The following is a 12955-nucleotide window of genomic DNA, read 5'->3' on the forward strand; positions in this document are numbered from 1 at the left end:
GCTCAGGCTTCTGCGAGGAGGGCGCGGTACTGGGCGATGGTGCGCTCGGCGGTGTGGCGCCAGCTCCACTGGGCCTTGACCCGCTCGCGGCCGGCGGCGCCGACCGTCCGGCGGACGCCGGGGTGGTCGAGGGCCCAGCCGATCTTGGCGGCCAGGGCGTCGGCATCGCCGGGGGGGACGAGCAGGGCGGTCTCGCCGTCGGGGCCGACGACCTCGGGCAGGGCGCCGCCGGTGGTGGCCACCACGGGGACGCCGCACGACATGGCCTCGATGGCCGGCAGGGAGAACCCCTCGTAGAGCGAGGGCACGACGGCCAGCTCGGCCTCGCTGTAGAGCTCGACGATGCGCTGGTCGGTCACGCCCGTGACCCACTCGATGTGGTCGGTGAGGCCGAGGCGGTCGATCGTCGCCGCCGACTTGCCGCCCTCCTTCTTGCGTCCGATCACGGTGAGGTGCAGCTCGGGCCGCTCGACGCGCAGCTTGGCCAGCGCCTCGAGCAGGAACGACAGACCCTTCATGGCCACGTCCGCGCTGGCGGTGGTGATCAGGTGGCCGGGGCGGCGCTCGATGCCGGCCACCGGCTTGAACAGGTCGGGGTCGACGCCCACGGGGACGACGTGCATCCGCTCGGGCGGGACCTTGTGGTCGCGCACGATGTCGGCGAAGGAGTTCTCCGACACGGTGATGACCCGCTTGATGCGCCGGGCGACCTCGGTCTGCATGCGGGTGAAGCCGTACCAGCGGGTGAGGGTCAGCTTCCGGTACAGCGAGGTGGCGTGCTCGATCTCGAGCCGGCGGTCCACCGTGATGGGGTGGTGGATCGTGGCGATCAGCGGCAACCCGAGCAACCGCTCGACGCCGAGCAGCCCGTAGCCCAGGCTCTGGTTGTCGTGCACCAGGTCGAAGTCGTCCTTGCGGGCCTTGAGGGCCTGGAAGGCCCGGACGGAGAAGGCCAGCGGCTCGGGGAAGGTGCCGAGGGAGAAGGCGCCGACCTCGACCACGTCGGCCAGGGTCTTGAGCTCCCAGACGCCCGGCATCCGCATGGGGAAGTGGTCGTTGTAGATGTCGAGGCTCTCGAGCCCGTGGAGGGGGACGCGGGGGTCGACCTCGGGCAGCGGCTGGCCCGAGAAGACCTCGACGTGGTGGCCCAGGTCGACCAGCGCCTTCGCCAGGTGGCGCACGTAGATCCCCTGGCCCCCGACGTGGGGCTTGCCCCGATAGGTGAGCAGGGCGATCCGGAGGCTTCGATCGTCGGTCGCCATGAGGGCGTCAGCCTCGTCTGCCGTTGACCGACCGGTCAAACGGCGCCGGTCACACGTCAGGCGTGCGCGCCGGGTCAGCCGATGAGCTTGCCGACCGAGTAGATGACCAGGCCGGCGAGACCGCCGACCACGGTGCCGTTGATCCGGATGAACTGGAGGTCCCGACCGACCTGGAGCTCGATGCGGTCGGTGGCCTCGGTCGAGTCCCAGCGGGCGACGGTGGAGGCGATCACCTCGCCGACCTCGCCCTTCGACCGCTCGACCACCTCGACGGCGGTCGACGCCACCCAGCCGTCGACCCGGGCCTGCAGGGTCGGGTCGTCGCGCAGGCGCTCGCCGAAGGATCGGGCCGCACCGACCAGGCGGAGGCGCAGGTCAGACTCGGGGTCGTCGGCGTGGGCGAGGAGCGACGCCTTGATGTCGGCCCACATGGTCGACGACCACTCGCGGACGGCCGGGTGCTGGACCAGCTCCTCCTTGAGGGCGTCGGCCCGGGCCCGCATCGACGGCGACCGGGCCAGCTGGTCGGCCAGGGTGGTGATGCGCTCGTCGAAGGTGGCCCGCATCGGGTGGGCGGTGTCGTCGGCGACCTCGTGGAGGAACCGCTGCACGCCGGTGTGGACGCGGTCGAAGATGCGGTCGTCGAAGCGGTCGGGGACCCACCACGGCGTCTCGGCCTGGAGGCGCGACCGCAGCACCTCCTCGTTGTCGGTCACCGCCTCGGCCACCCGCCGGAGCAGCACCGAGAGCACCTCCTGGTGGCGACCGTCGGCGACGACCAGCTCCAGCCCCTTGGCCAGGACCGGCCCGGCCTCGATGGCCCGGACCCGGGTGGCGACGGCCACCTCCAGGGTCTCCTGGACGTCTTCGTCCTTGAGGGTGTCGAGCGTGGTGCGGAGCACGCCCCCCAGCTGGTCGCCGACCCGCTCGGCGTTGCCCGGCTCGGTCAGCCAGTCACCGAGGCGGGCGGCGAGCGACACCCCGGCCAGGCGCTCCTCGACGACGTCCCGGGTCAGGAAGTGCTGCTGCACGAACGTGCCCAGACCCCGGCCGATGTCGTCCTTGCGGTTGGGGATGATGGCGGTGTGGGGGATGGGGATGCCCAGCGGGTGGCGGAACAGCGCGGTCACCGCGAACCAGTCGGCGATGGCGCCGACCATGGCCGCCTCGGCGGTGGCCCGCACGAAGCCCAGCCACGACGCGTCCTCCTCGAGCACCCGGGCGACCAGGAACACGGCGGTGGCGGCCAGCAGCAGACCGGTGGCCGTCCGCTTCATCCGCCGGAGGTCGGCTCGCCGGGCATCGGCGTCGGCGACTGCGGTGGGGAGGGCCACGGCGGCAGCATCGCAGGTCCCGGTGGGCCGTAAGGTCAGCCGGTGGACGTTCGGCGGGGCCCGGTGCGGTCGTGAGAGCGCTGGTCCAGCAGGTCACCCGGGCCCGGGTGCTGGTCGCCGGTGAGGAGGTCGGCGCCATCGGTCCCGGCCTGTGCGCCTTCGTCGGCGTCACCCACGACGACACCGAGGCCGAGGCGCGGCGGCTGGCCGACAAGATCTGGCACCTCCGGGTGTTCGACGACGAGGCCGGGGCCATGAACCTCGCCCTCCCCGACGTCGGCGGGGCCGTGCTCGTCGTCAGCCAGTTCACCCTCTACGGCAGCACCGAGCGGGGGCGCCGGCCGTCGTGGATCGCCGCCGCCCGGCCCGAGCAGGCCGAGCCCCTCGTCGACGCCGTCGTCGCCGCCCTGCGGGACCGGGGGGCGACGGTGGCGACCGGTCGCTTCCGGGCCCACATGCAGGTCGAGCTGGTCAACGACGGCCCGACCACGCTCATGCTCGAGGTCTGAACCGCCGGTCGGCCCCGTTGGCCGCCACCACCAGTGCCACCGCGAGCAGGAACGGCGGCCACGGGCCCCACACCATGAACAGGGTCCGGCCGTGGCGGAACGGCACCTCCCGGACCTCGACGCGGCGCTCGCTCACGCCGCTGCGCTCGAACACCTCGCCGGTGTCGGACACGAAGGCGCTGAACCCGGTGGGCGCGACCTGCACCACCCAGCGCCCGGTCTCCAGGGCCCGGAGCCGGCTCGACGCCACCTGCTGGGTCTGGACCTGCGTCCCGGTGTAGCTGGAGCCGTTGGTCGGGTTGACCAGGAACCGGGCCGGGCTCCCGTCGCCGTTGGCGGCGTCGCGGCCCCGGTCGCCGAAGAACACCTCCCACGAGATGACGACGCCGACGCGGGTCTCGATGGCGTCGTCGCCGAGCGTGACGTCGATCGTGTTCTGAGCCCGGCCGACGATGGCGTCCTTGGCCGGCAGGGCGGATCCGGCCACGTCGTCGAGGACCCCACGGAGGGGGACGTACTCGCCGAAGGGGACCCGGCGGACCTTGTCGTAGCGGGCGGTGATCCGGCCGTCGACGTCGAACAGGACGGAGGCGTTGGTGAAAAGGTCGTCGCCGGCGCCCTCGACGATGCCGGCGAGGATGGGCGTCTCCAGGTCGACGGCCAGCTGGGCCAGCTCACGCCCCTCCCGGGTCTCCTCGATGGGGTCGTCGACGTTGACCACGTTCTCGGGCCAGACGATGAGGTCGGCCTCGCCCGGCGACAGCTGGAGGGTCGCGTCGTAGTGGGCGAGGAACACCTCGCGGTCGTCGGTCTCGGCGTCGACGGTGCCCTGCTCGCCGCCGCCCTGCACGTAGGCCACGACGACCTCGGGCCCCGAGGCCTCGCCCCGGGGGGCGACCGCGGCCACCCCCACAGCGACCAGGACCGCGGCCAGCAGGGCCAGCGCCGGCCGCCAGGCCCGGTGGGTCGCGGCGCTGAGGGCCATGGCGCCGACGACGGTGACCACGGCGACGAGGATCACCCCGCCGACCCGGGCCACAGGCCCGAGGGGGCCGGCGATCTGGCCCATGGCCAGCTCGGAGAGGGGGACGCCCCCGAAGGGCCAGCGGCCCTTGACCGCCTCGAAGGCCGCCCAGGACCCGGGCAGCGCCAGCCAGCGCCACCGGCTGGAGGGGGCGGCCATGACGGCGACGCCGAGGAAGGTGGCGAACCCGACGACCTCGATGACGTAGCCGGGCGGGGTGAAGGCCACCATCCAGAACGTCGACGGGGCCAGCACGCCGACCCCGGTGAGCCACGCCCGCCGGAAGCGGACGACGGCCCGGGTGCCCGCCACGGCCCGGTCGAACACGGCCAGCCCGACGAACGCCAGGGGCCACCAGCCCCACGGCGGCAACGACAGGGCGATGAGCAGCCCGCCGCCCAGCGCCATCAGCCCGGGGACGAACCGGGACCGACCCCCGGGGGTGGCTGCGACCTCGTCCTCCTCGTCCATGAGGCGGCCGAGTCTTGCCGCCCCACCAACCGGCGATCAGATCCGGCCGCTCCCCGACGGTCCGACCGCCCCGGGGCAGGGGTCAGTAGCCCATGTGCTTGCGGAGCTGCTGGCCGACGACCATCGACCTCTTCATGCGGTCGATCCAGACGCCCAGGGCGGCCTTGGCGTCGGCGGCGGGGACGCCGTACATCTCCTCGATGAGGGCGCCCATACCGTCCTCGTCGGTGATGCCCCGGCGCTGGGCCTCGACCCCGGCCTTGCCGTACATCTCCAGGCTCACCCCGTTGACCGGCTGGAGCATGGGGTCGTCCTCGGCCAGGGGCTTGGTCGACGGGCCGCCGATGAGGGCGGGGTCGGCGGCGATCGGGCCCATGCCCTGCACGCCGATCATGCCCGGCTGCTGGGCGGCCGCCTGCTGCTGGTCGTAGGCGGTGGCCATGCCGGCGGCGGTGGCGGCGTCCTGCATGCCCTTCTTGGCCTTCGAGAACAGTCCCATGCGTTGCGATCTCCTCGTGCGGGTGCAACCGCTCCGTGCGGCCCGAGGTCATGGGACCACGCCCTCCCCGGGCGGGCATGAGCGGTGACTACGCAACGGGCCCGGGTGGTCCTCCCACCCTGGGGGAGTCGCGCCCGGTCAGGTGGGCGCGAGCCGGGCGAGGACGCGGGCGGCGGCGGCGTCGGCGCTGGCGATCGATGCCGGGAGGCCCACGCCCCGGAGGTGCATGCCGGCCACGACCAGCCAGGGCGCGTCCCGCGCCAGGGCCGCCTCCATGGCCGCGACCCGGTCCAGGTGACCGGGGCGGTACTGGGCGAAGGCGAGGGGCCAGCGGTGGACTGAGGTGGAGGTCGGCGCCCCCTGGAGGTCGAGGATGGCGGTGAGGTCGTCGACGACCCGCTCCACCAGGGCGGCGTCGTCGAGGCCGAGGACGGCCTGCTCGCCGTCGCGCCCGACCGCGGCCCGGACGATGACCGTGCCGTCGCCCCGGTCGGCGGCCAGGTGCTCCCACTTCTCCGACGCGAACGAGCACGCGGTCACGATCCGGCCCTCGGTCCGGGGGACGAGGACCCCGCTGCCGTCGAGCGGTCGGCCCAGGTCGGCGGTCGGGATGGCGACCCGCACGAAGGCGACCGACACGTGCCGGACGCCGGCGAGGAGGGCCCGGGCCTCGGGCGACACCGAGCCGACGATCTCGGCGGCGGTCGGCCCCGGGGTGGCCAGCACCACGGCCTCGGCCTCCAGGGTGGTGCCGTCGGCGAGGGCCACCAGCCCGCCGTCGGCGACGGCCGACAGGGCGGTGCCGAGGCGGAGGTCGACCATGCCGGTCATCCGGGCGGCGCGGGCCACGGCCTGGGGGAGTCGGGCCATGCCGCCGACAGGGGCGGCGAAGATCGGGGCGTCGGGGTCGCGCCCGGCGGCGCGGGCGGCGGCGACCTGGGCCCGGCACGCTGCCACCAGGCTGGTGTGGTCGGGGTCCCGCCAGGCGGCGTCGAGCTGCGGGGCGACCGCGGCCAGGCTGAGGTGGGCGGTGTCGCCGGCGCTGATCCCGCCGACGAGCGGGTCGACCAGCCGGGCCAGGGCCTCGTCGCCCAGTCGCCCGCCCACGGCCTCGGCGATCGAGACGTCCTCGGGGTCGGCCGGTGGGGCCGGGTCGGTGAGGTCGCGCCGGAGCCGGTCGAGCCCGGCGGGGGAGAGGAGGCGGAGCTCGTCGACCTCGTCGGGGTCGGTGGGGACGCCGAGGACGTGGGCCGGGAGCCGGTGCAGGGCGCCGTGGAGCCACACCCGGGCGTCCCGGCGGGCCGGGCTGACGAGCTCGTCGCCCAGTCCGACGGCCCGGGCCAGGTCGAACGCGGCCGGGGTCCGGACGAGGAAGGCGTCGGCCCCCTCGTCGACCATGCGGCCGGCGAAGGGGGAGGTCTGGACCATGCCCCCGATGCGGATGGCCGGGTCGACCACGAGCACCTCGACGCCCGCCTCGCCGAGGTGCAGGGCGGCGGTGAGCCCGGTGATGCCGGCCCCGGCGACGACGACGGTCACGGCGCCTCGGGCCGGGCCAGGTCGTCGGCCGCGGCCAGGATCCGATCGGCGAGGGCGCCCATCACCGTGGCGTCGTCGTCGACGGTGCGGGTCCGGGCGAACGCCAGCCCGACCTCGTCGGCGACGGCTCGGGCCTCGATGTCGAGGTCGTAGCCGACCTCGAGGTGGTCGGTGACGAAGCCCTGGGGGCAGACGAGCACGCCCTCGCTGCGCCCGGTGTCGGCCAGGTCGCGGATGACCTCGAGGACGTCGGGGCCCCGCCACGGCTCGGGCGTGCGGCCCGCGCTCTGCCAGGCGAGGCCCCACCCCGCCCAGGTGGCCAGCCCGGCCTGGCGGGCGATGGCTCGGGCGCTGCGGGCCAGCTCGCCCGGGTAGGGGTCGCCCACCAGCACCCGCTCCGGCAGCGAGTGGGCGGTGAAGAGGACCTTGGTCGCGGCCGGCAGGTCGGCGAGGGCGTCGCCCACGGCCCGGGCGGTGAAGGCCTGCCACTCGGGCAGGTCGCTCCAGCGGTCGACGGCCGCGGCCCGCCCGCCGCCCTCGGCCATGGCGTCGGCCAGGCGGCGCTGGTACTCGCCCACGCTGAACCCGCTGTAGTGCGGGGCGAGGACGATCCCGACCACGTCGGTGACCCCCTCGGCGAGGAGGGTGGCGGCGGCGTCCTCGACGAACGGGACGGCGTGCTTCTGGCCCAGGACCACCCGGCACCGGCCCGGGGCCCGGGCCTCGAGGGCGGCGGAGATGGCGTCGACCTGGGCCGCGGTGCGGGCCGCCATCGACGACGTGCCGCCGAGGGCGTCGTAGCGGGACCGGAGGTCGGCCAGCTGCTCAGGGGTCGGGGGCCGGCCCCGGCGGATGTGGGTGTAGTACGCCTCGACGTCGTCGGGGGTGGCCGGCGTGCCGTAGGCCATCACCGCGACGCCGACGGGCCCCTCGGTCACGGCTGGGCCCCGGCGCCGTCGAGCAGCGAGGGCTGGGCGTCGGCCCGGCCCTCGGCGTGGACGAGGGCGACGACCTGCTCGAGCACCTCGGGGTCGGTCTCGGGGAGGACACCGTGGCCCAGGTTGAAGATGTGCCCCGGGTGGCCGTCGTTGCGGCGCAGGACGTCGCGGGCTCCCTCGAGGGCGACATCGGCGCCGGCCACGACGAGGGCGGGGTCGAGGTTGCCCTGCAGCACTGCGTCGGCCCCGAGGCGGGCGCGGGCGGCGTCGAGCGGGACCCGCCAGTCGACGCCGACCACGTCGGCACCGGCCTGGCGCATGAGGGGGAGGAGCTCGCCGGTGCTGACCCCGAAGTGGATGCGGGGCACGCCGAGGTCGGCCACGGCGTCGAGCACCTTGGCGCTGGCGGGCATCACGAAGCGCTCGTAGTCGGCCGGGGTCAGGGCGCCGGCCCACGAGTCGAACAGCTGCACGGCCGACGCACCCGCCGCGACCTGGGCTCGCAGCGTGGTGGCGGCCTGGTCGGCCAGCCGGTCCACCAGGGCGGCCCACAGCTCGGGGTCGGTGTGCATCAGGGCCTTGGTCTTGGTCCAGGTGCGGGTGGGGGCGCCCTCGACCAGGTAGCTGGCCACGGTGAAGGGGGCGCCGGCGAAGCCGATCAGGGGCACGTCGCCCAGCTCGTCGACCAGGTTGGCGATCGTCTCGAGCACGTAGGGGATGTCCTCGAACGGCTCGAGGGGCCGCAGCCGGTCGAGGTCGGCGGCCGAGGCGAAGGGCCGCTCGACCACCGGGCCGACGCCGGGGGCGACGTCGACGCCGAAGCCGATGGCGGCGACCGCGGTCACGATGTCGGAGTAGAGGATGGCGGCGTCGACGCCGTAGCGGCGGACCGGCTGCAGGGTGATCTCGGTGGCCAGGTCCGGGGTGCGGATGGCGTCGAGGATGCTGCCCTCGCCCCGCACGGCGCGGTACTCGGGCAGCGACCGCCCGGCCTGGCGCATGAACCACACGGGCACGGTCGGGCCGGGCTCCCCCCGGCAGGCGCGGAGGAACGGGGCGTCGGGGGGCGGGGCCACGGCACCGAGGGTAGGCATCGACCGGGCCCGTCGTCCCTTCCGAGCACGCGGTGCGGCGACGGTCCGGGCCGGGCCTGAACCGTCGCCCCGGCCCGGACCGGTCACATCGCCCAGCCCATCCCGGCCGGGAGCCCACTAGAGTGGTCGACCCTTCGCCCACGCCCCTGCGCATGGGCCACCAACGCCACAGGGGACGGACCCTGCACCCGGAGCTCGAGGCCGAGCAGGCCTACATCGACTACGCCTACGAGTGCCTGGCGGCGGCGCGCGAGCGGGCCACGACGCTGCAGACGATGGTCGAGGTCGGGCGGGGCGGCACCGAGCAGGCCCGCTTCGAGCGCGAGGTCATCTTCGACACCATCGCCCAGCGGCTGGTCCAGCTGCACCTGGGCGACGCCACCTTGTGCTTCGGCCGCATCGACACCGAGCCCGACGGCGTGGCCACGAACGGCGACGGGCCGCCGGTCGGGGACACCTTCTACATCGGCCGGGTGGCGGTGGCCGACGCCAACCAGGAGGTCGTGGTCGTCGACTGGCGGGCCCCCGTGGCAGAGCCCTTCTACCGGGCCACCGGTCGCTCGCCGATGGGCCTGGCCCGCCGGCGCCACTTCGCCACCCGGGGCCCGAAGCTGCTCGACATCGAGGACGAGCTCTTCGGCGAGCGGGCCCTCGGGCTCGGTGCCGACGACGGCATCTCGGGCCACGGGGCCCTGATGGCCGCCCTCGAGACGGCCCGCTCGGGCCGGTTGGGCGACATCGTCGCCACCATCCAGGGCGAGCAGGACGAGATCATCCGGGCGCCCATGCCGGGCCTGCTCGTGGTCCAGGGCGGGCCGGGCACCGGCAAGACGGTCGTCGCCCTCCACCGGGCCGCCTACCTGCTCTACACCCACCGGTTCCCCCTCGAGGACCAGGGCGTGCTGGTCGTGGGGCCCAACCGCCTCTTCCTCGGCTACATCGAGCAGGTCCTCCCGTCGCTCGGCGAGGCCGGCGTCGAGCTGGCCGTGCTGGGCGACCTCATCGACTCCGTCCGGGTCCGCGACCGCGACACCCCGCTGGCGGCCCGCGTCAAGGGCGACGCCCGCATGATCAAGGTGCTGGCCAAGGCGGTCCGCGACCGCAAGCGGCCGCTGCGGCGAGACCTCGTCGTCGGCTTCGGCCTCACCCGCCTCCGGGTCACGGTGGCCGACTCCCAGCGCATCGTGGCCGACGCCCGGCGCCGGGCCCGGCACCACAACGGCGGCCGCCGCTTCGTCGAGGCGGGGCTGTTCGAGGCGCTGGCGGCCAGCAGCCGCACGCCGCTCGACGCCTCCGAGGTCCGCAGCCGCCTGCGCCACGACCCCGCCGTCCGCGAGGCGCTCGAACGCATGTGGCCCGTCCTCACCCCGGCCGAGCTCCTCCACGACCTGTACGGCTCGCGCGGGCTCATCGAGCTGGCCGCCCGCGGGAAGCTCTCGGCCGAGGAGCAGGCCGCCCTCCACCGGCCCCGGTCCGAGTCCGTCGACGCCGTGGTGTGGCGGACCGACGACGTCCCCCTCCTCGACGAGGCCCGCTCGCTCCTCGGCGCCACCCCCAAGGGCAAGCGCCACGGCGACACCGACGAGGTCCGCACCTACGGCCACATCGTCGTCGACGAGGCCCAGGACCTCTCGCCCATGCAGCTGCGCATGCTGGGCCGGCGATCGCTCAACGGGTCGATGACGATCGTGGGCGACATCGCCCAGTCCACCGGCGCCTGGCCCCACGCCACGTGGGACGAGGTGCTCGAGCTCCTGCCCCAGCGCCGCGAGCCCCGCCGGGCCGAGCTCACCGTCGGCTACCGCATCCCCGGGCCCAACATGGACCTGGCCGCCCGGGTCCTCACCGAGGCCGCCCCCGAGCTGCGGCCGCCGCGCTCGGTGCGCCAGGACGGGCGCCCGCCGCGGATCGTGGCCGCCACCCCCGTCGAGGGCGGGCTGGCCGAGGCGGTGCTGCGGCTCACCCGCGAGGAGGTCCGGGCCGTGGGCACCGGCAACGTGGCCGTGATCTGCCCGTCGTCCCTCGTCGAGCCGCTGTCCGCCGCGTTCACCGAGGCCGGGCTCGACCACGGTCTGGCGTCGAACGTGGGCCTGGGCAACCAGGTCACCATCGTCCCGGTGGGCATGGTGAAGGGCCTCGAGCTCGACGCCACCGTCGTGGTCGAGCCGGCGACGATCCTGGCCGAGGAGCCCCAGCCCATGCGCTCGCTCTACGTCGCCCTGACCCGCGCCACCAAGCTGCTCACCATCGTCCACGCCCGCCCGCTGCCGCCGGTCCTGCTCCCCGACCCCCTGGCCTCGTCGGCCTGAGCCTCGCCGCCCTGGCGGGGGTGGGTGGACCCCGGGTGGTGGACCCCCACCCCTGAACTGGACCCCGCCGGCCTCTGATGGGGCATGCTGTGCGCCGCAGGAAGGGGCCCCGTTGCGGTCTTCCTCACCGACAGACCCTCACCCCGACACGAAGGCACTCCCATGAGCTACCCACCGCCCCCACCCCCGCCTCCCGGCGGCGACCCGGGCAACCAGCCGACCCAGGCGTTCCCGCCCCAGGGCACGCCCGCACCCGGTGGCTTCCCGCCGCCCGGTGGCCCGCCCACCGGCGGCGGCTTCCCGCCCCCCGGCGGTCCGCCCCCCGGTGGGTTCCCGCCCCCCGGCGGTGGCTTCCCGCCCCCCGGCGGCGGCTACAACCCGCCGCCCCCGGCCAAGAAGAAGGGCATGGGGTCCGGCGCCATCATCGGCATCGCCGCCGTCGTGATCATCGCCATCCTGGCCGCCGGCATCGGCGTGTTCCTGGTGGCCGGTGGTGACGACGACGACGACGGCGAGCGGGCGTCGAGCAACGGCGACACGACCACGACCGAGGAGGGTGGCGACGACACCACCACCACCGAGGACGAGACGACCACCACCGAGTCGACGACCACCACGACCGAGGCGACGACGACGACCGAGACGATGAGCGGCACCGAGTCGGTCCAGACCGGGTCGATCACCCAGGGCGGCTCGTTCCTGCTCGACGTGGAGGTCGGCAGCCTCGGCGCCACCTTGACCGTGGCTCCCGACAACGACTCGTGGGACCTGGTCCTGATCGTCAACGGCGGCGGCTTCGTCAACGAGGAGATCGACCAGAGCTTCAACGAGGAAGAGGTCACCTTCGAGCCCGGGACCTACACCGTCGAGGTGCGCGGCTACCAGGACGTCGAGTTCGGGTCGTTCACGGCCACCCTCGTCTAGTGCGCGCGGGCGGCGCCGTCCCCGGACCTCGCGGGTCCACGGGGGCGGCGCCGCGGCGCGTCGGGGGACGCCTGCGTGGCTGACGACGACGCCACCTCCTCCCCCTGGGGACGCAGCCGGCGCACGCCGGGCCGTCCCACCCCGGTGCCGGGGGCCACGCCCCCGCCCGAGCCCGGTGGCACCCCGGCGGGCGTCCCCCTCGACAAGGCACCACCGGCCGGCGGGCCGACCCCTCCGCCCACCGTCCCGGGGGGCAGCTGGACGCCCCCGCCTGGCCCGCCCTTCGGCGCCGCCGCCGGGTACGGGGGCACGCCGCCGCCGGGCTACCCGCCCGGCGGCTACCCACCAGGTGGCCCCGTGCCGGCCCGGACGGGGGGCGGCGCCGCGGTCGCCGTGGTCGTCGTGGCGGTCGTCGTGCTGCTCCTGGTCGGCGGCGGGGTGGCCCTCGTCCTGCTGGCCCGGGGAGGCGGTGACGACGACCCGGCCAGCCGCGAGCTGGCGCCCTCGACCGTCGCCCCCACCACCGCCGACGCACCGGGCTCGACCGACGCGCCGGGTTCGACCGACGCACTGGGGACGACCGAGCTCCCGACCAGCTCGGTGCCGCTCGGGCCGACGGCCCCGCCCGACGGGTTCCCCGATCCTCCCGGCGCGGTCACGAGCATCACCGGCGGGATCGAGGTGCCGGGCATGACCGCCCAGCAGGTCGCCGACTTCTACGAGGCCGAGCTTCCCGGGGCCGGTTACACCGTCGACCGGGTCGACGAGGCCGCCGGCAGCTTCGTGGTCACCGTCTCCGGGCCCGCCGAGGGCACCCTCACCATCGTCTCCTTCGACCCGCTCCCCACCACCGTCCTCTGGACCGCCTCCTGACCACAGCCGGTTGGCATCGCCGGGGCGGCGCCGGTACAGTCACCAGTCCGCCGCGGGGTGGAGCAGTCTGGTAGCTCGTCGGGCTCATAACCCGAAGGTCGCAGGTTCAAATCCTGCCCCCGCCACCAACTTAAGTACCTGGTCAGAGGCCCTTTTCGACTCTTCGAGGAGGGCCTCCT

General features: G+C 75.0%; 11 protein-coding genes and 1 tRNA gene. 5 read left to right on the plus strand and 7 right to left on the minus strand.

Annotated features, from left to right (window positions below):
• Window positions 1-2: 2 nt before the first annotated feature.
• Entirely contained in the window at window positions 3-1262 is a 1260-nt protein-coding gene (locus tag HC251_RS04120) for a glycosyltransferase family 4 protein (RefSeq protein WP_219944052.1), read from the minus strand.
• Window positions 1263-1336: 74 nt separating this feature from the next.
• Window positions 1337-2596 (minus strand): DUF445 domain-containing protein, encoded by a 1260-nt coding sequence (locus HC251_RS04125; protein WP_219944053.1) that lies wholly within the window; start codon window positions 2594-2596, stop codon window positions 1337-1339.
• A gap of 71 nt (window positions 2597-2667) precedes the next feature.
• Here HC251_RS04125 and dtd point away from each other — a divergent pair, with 71 nt between their 5' ends.
• Window positions 2668-3105: a D-aminoacyl-tRNA deacylase gene (gene dtd, locus HC251_RS04130; protein WP_219944054.1), complete on the plus strand. Its 438-nt coding sequence runs from the start codon at window positions 2668-2670 to the stop codon at window positions 3103-3105.
• On the opposite strand, the gene lnt is transcribed toward dtd, so the two are convergent.
• From lnt to hemE, 5 genes are all read right to left on the minus strand, one after another.
• On the minus strand, window positions 3089-4600 hold the full coding sequence (gene lnt / locus HC251_RS04135) for an apolipoprotein N-acyltransferase (protein ID WP_219944055.1): 1512 nt from the start codon (window positions 4598-4600) through the stop codon (window positions 3089-3091). The two genes, dtd and lnt, sit on opposite strands and share 17 nt — an antisense overlap.
• 82 nt (window positions 4601-4682) lie before the next feature.
• Window positions 4683-5099, minus strand: a complete 417-nt coding sequence (locus HC251_RS04140) for a hypothetical protein (protein WP_219944056.1) — start codon at window positions 5097-5099, stop codon at window positions 4683-4685.
• 138 nt (window positions 5100-5237) lie between these two features.
• A complete protein-coding gene (gene hemG, locus HC251_RS04145; RefSeq protein WP_219944057.1) occupies window positions 5238-6638 on the minus strand; it encodes a protoporphyrinogen oxidase in 1401 nt (466 codons plus the stop codon).
• The gene (gene hemH / locus HC251_RS04150) at window positions 6635-7576 is read right to left on the minus strand and encodes a ferrochelatase (protein ID WP_219944058.1); all 942 of its coding nucleotides are present in this window, start codon (window positions 7574-7576) and stop codon (window positions 6635-6637) included. The genes hemG and hemH overlap by 4 nt, the downstream gene beginning before the upstream one ends.
• Entirely contained in the window at window positions 7573-8670 is a 1098-nt protein-coding gene (gene hemE / locus HC251_RS04155) for a uroporphyrinogen decarboxylase (protein WP_219944059.1), read from the minus strand. The genes hemH and hemE overlap by 4 nt, the downstream gene beginning before the upstream one ends.
• 152 nt (window positions 8671-8822) lie before the next feature.
• Between hemE and HC251_RS04160 the strand changes: the two genes are divergently transcribed.
• The 4 genes from HC251_RS04160 to HC251_RS04175 all read left to right on the plus strand — a co-directional run bounded on the left by HC251_RS04160 (window position 8823) and on the right by HC251_RS04175 (window position 12904).
• Complete coding sequence (locus tag HC251_RS04160; protein ID WP_219944060.1) at window positions 8823-10979, plus strand: UvrD-helicase domain-containing protein; 2157 nt, start codon at window positions 8823-8825, stop codon at window positions 10977-10979.
• 162 nt (window positions 10980-11141) lie between these two features.
• Window positions 11142-11903: a hypothetical protein gene (locus HC251_RS04165; protein ID WP_219944061.1), complete on the plus strand. Its 762-nt coding sequence runs from the start codon at window positions 11142-11144 to the stop codon at window positions 11901-11903.
• 75 nt (window positions 11904-11978) lie between these two features.
• Complete coding sequence (locus HC251_RS04170) at window positions 11979-12776, plus strand: hypothetical protein (protein ID WP_219944062.1); 798 nt, start codon at window positions 11979-11981, stop codon at window positions 12774-12776.
• Between the two features lie 51 nt (window positions 12777-12827).
• Window positions 12828-12904 (plus strand) — tRNA-Met (locus HC251_RS04175).
• The last annotated feature ends 51 nt before the right edge of the window (window positions 12905-12955 follow it).

Source organism: Iamia sp. SCSIO 61187 (genome assembly GCF_019443745.1).
Classification (GTDB): domain Bacteria; phylum Actinomycetota; class Acidimicrobiia; order Acidimicrobiales; family Iamiaceae; genus Iamia.

What these genes read in the sequence shown, in the direction of transcription:
- HC251_RS04120 (WP_219944052.1), bottom strand. Translation starts at nt 1,262, where the DNA reads ATGGCGACCGACGATCGAAGCCTCCGGATCGCCCTGCTCACCTATCGG.
- lnt (WP_219944055.1), bottom strand. Translation starts at nt 4,600, where the DNA reads ATGGACGAGGAGGACGAGGTCGCAGCCACCCCCGGGGGTCGGTCCCGG.
- HC251_RS04140 (WP_219944056.1), bottom strand. Translation starts at nt 5,099, where the DNA reads ATGGGACTGTTCTCGAAGGCCAAGAAGGGCATGCAGGACGCCGCCACC.
- hemE (WP_219944059.1), bottom strand. Translation starts at nt 8,670, where the DNA reads ATGCCTACCCTCGGTGCCGTGGCCCCGCCCCCCGACGCCCCGTTCCTC.
- HC251_RS04160 (WP_219944060.1), top strand. Translation starts at nt 8,823, where the DNA reads ATGGGCCACCAACGCCACAGGGGACGGACCCTGCACCCGGAGCTCGAG.
- HC251_RS04165 (WP_219944061.1), top strand. Translation starts at nt 11,142, where the DNA reads ATGAGCTACCCACCGCCCCCACCCCCGCCTCCCGGCGGCGACCCGGGC.